Origin of the sequence: Flavobacterium sp. (assembly GCF_049590715.1) — a bacterium.
Taxonomy (GTDB): Bacteria; Bacteroidota; Bacteroidia; order Flavobacteriales; family Flavobacteriaceae; genus Flavobacterium.
Window position 1 is genome coordinate 1 of the sequence record NZ_JBAWDL010000112.1, and the last position, 2,591, is coordinate 2,591.

Here is a 2,591-nt window from a genome sequence, read left to right on the forward strand (position 1 = left end):
ATTCAGAAGCAACAAATAACTGAAGCTTTTTCAGAATACTCATCTTTAATTTTTTTAGATGCAGATGATGAAAAAGTAACAGATAAGCCTGGTTTTGAAGCGACAATTAAATTTGTGAAAGATATAATGACAGTTTGGGATTGGACAAAGTATGATGTTTTTGTGCTTCCAAATCATTGTGATACGGGAACAGTAGAAGATTTATTAGAAAAAGTTATCAATAAAAAACATTCGCAAATTTTTGAATGTTGGAATGAGTTTGAAAATTGTTTATCAAAAGACAATTCATTAACTATTCCAGCAAAAAAATCAAAAATTTATAGTTATTTAGAATGTTTGCATGGTGTTACGAATAAGGAAAAAGACAAATGTAAAGATGCCTACAGAGATTTTCAAGATGAAAATTTATGGGACATTAAGGATTTAGAAAATCCTTACATTTTAAAATTAAAAACATTTTTAGACAAACATTTAATATAATATGTCAAAAAAAATATTATTAGACAAAATAAACGTTCCAGGTATCAAAACTTACGAAGTATATCGTAAGGAAGGTGGCTATGCTTCTGTAGAGAAAGCAATCAAAGCCATGACTCCAGACGAAGTAGTCGAAGAAGTAAAAAAATCAGGACTTCGTGGTCGTGGTGGTGCGGGTTTCCCTGCTGGAATGAAATGGAGTTTTATTGATAAAAAATCAGGAAAGCCAAGACATTTAGTATGCAATGCGGATGAATCAGAACCAGGTACTTTCAAAGATCGTTATTTGATGGAATTTCTTCCTCACTTATTGATTGAGGGAATGATTACTTCAAGTTTTGCTTTGGGTTGTAACCTTTCGTATATCTACATTCGTGGAGAATACATGTGGGTTTATAAAATATTAGAAAGAGCCATAGCCGAAGCGAAAGCTGCAGGATGGTTAGGTAAAAATATATTAGGTTCAGGTTACGACTTGGAATTACATGTTCACTGTGGTGCTGGAGCATACATCTGTGGAGAAGAAACGGCTTTGATTGAATCCTTAGAAGGGAAAAGAGGAAATCCTCGTATCAAACCACCGTTCCCTGCAGTTTCAGGATTGTGGGCAAACCCTACAGTAGTGAACAACGTAGAAACTATTGCATCTGTGCCTTGGATTGTAAATAATTCAGGTGATGATTATGCTAAAATAGGTGTGGGGCGTTCTACAGGAACGAAGTTAATTTCAGCTTCAGGACATATTAAAAATCCTGGTGTTTACGAAATTGAATTAGGATTGAGTGTGGACGAATTCATGAATTCTGACGAATATTTAGGTGGAATGTATTCTGACCGACCTTTGAAAGCCTTGGTTCCTGGAGGTTCTTCAGTGCCCATTTTACCAGCCGATTTGATCTTTAAAACAGCAAACGGTGAAGATCGTTTAATGACCTATGAATCCTTGAGTGATGGTGGTTTTGCTACCGGATCAATGTTGGGTTCGGGAGGATTTATTGTGTATGATGATACGGCTTGTATTGTTAGAAATACTTGGAATTTTTCTCGTTTTTACCACCATGAAAGTTGTGGTCAATGCACACCTTGCCGTGAAGGTACAGGTTGGTTAGAGAAAGTGTTGTGGCGTATTGAAAACGGTCAAGGTCGTGAAGAAGATATTGACTTGTTGTGGAGCATTCAATCAAAAATTGAAGGAAACACGATTTGCCCATTAGGTGATGCGGCTTCATGGCCAGTAGCAGCTGCGATTCGTCATTTTAGAGCCGAATTTGAATACCATGTACGTTTCCCTGAAAAAATTAAAAACAGAAATCACTTTGTTTCAGAGCCATTCTCAAGTGTAAGTCATTTGGTAGGTAAACAAACAGTTTAAAATAGCTTCAAGTTGCAAGATTTTTTAGTTTCATGTATAACAACTTTAAACCTTGAACTAAAAAAATAGTATATAAATTTTCATATTTATTGTTCTAAGTACAACAACTTTAAACATTAAACCTGAAACTTTAAACAAAATAAAAAATGAAAGTAACAATAGACGGTCAAGAAATTGAAGTTGAAGCAGGAACAACCATCTTGCAAGCGGCACGTATGATTGGTGGAGAATCTGTTCCTCCAGCGATGTGTTATTACTCTAAACTAAAAGGGAGCGGTGGAAAATGCCGTTGTTGTTTAGTGGAAGTTGCCAAAGGAAGCGAGGCCGACCCAAGACCTATGCCAAAATTAATGGCTTCGTGTGTGACAGGTTGTATGGACGGAATGGAAGTGAACAGTAAAAAGTCGGATCGTGTGCGTGAAGCACGTCAGTCGGTGACGGAATTTTTATTGATTAACCACCCGTTAGATTGTCCTGTGTGTGATCAAGCTGGAGAATGCGATTTGCAAGATTTAAGCTTTGAGCACGGAAAATCAAAAACTCGTTTTATTGAAGAAAAAAGAACATTTGAACCAGAAGATATTGGTCCAAATATTCAATTACATATGAACCGTTGTATTTTATGTCAAAGATGTGTGCAAGTGGCTGATCAATTAACTGACGATAGAGTTCACGGGGTAATGGACAGAGGTGATCATGCTAATATTTCTACTTGTATTTCGAAAGCCATTGACAATGAATT

Annotated in this window: 3 protein-coding genes; all 3 read left to right on the forward strand. The window is 36.2% G+C overall.

Features of this window, described 5'->3' with window-relative positions; translation table 11 throughout:
• A partial coding sequence (locus WBQ70_RS05240) for a hypothetical protein (protein WP_423911431.1) occupies positions 1 to 480 on the forward strand: 480 nt, incomplete at its 5' end.
• Between the two features lies 1 nt (position 481).
• Positions 482 to 1,849: an NADH-quinone oxidoreductase subunit NuoF gene (gene nuoF, locus WBQ70_RS05245; protein ID WP_423911433.1), complete on the forward strand. Its 1,368-nt coding sequence runs from the start codon at positions 482 to 484 to the stop codon at positions 1,847 to 1,849.
• Between the two features lie 146 nt (positions 1,850 to 1,995).
• The coding region (locus WBQ70_RS05250; RefSeq protein WP_423911435.1) for a 2Fe-2S iron-sulfur cluster-binding protein at positions 1,996 to 2,591 on the forward strand (596 nt) is incomplete at its 3' end.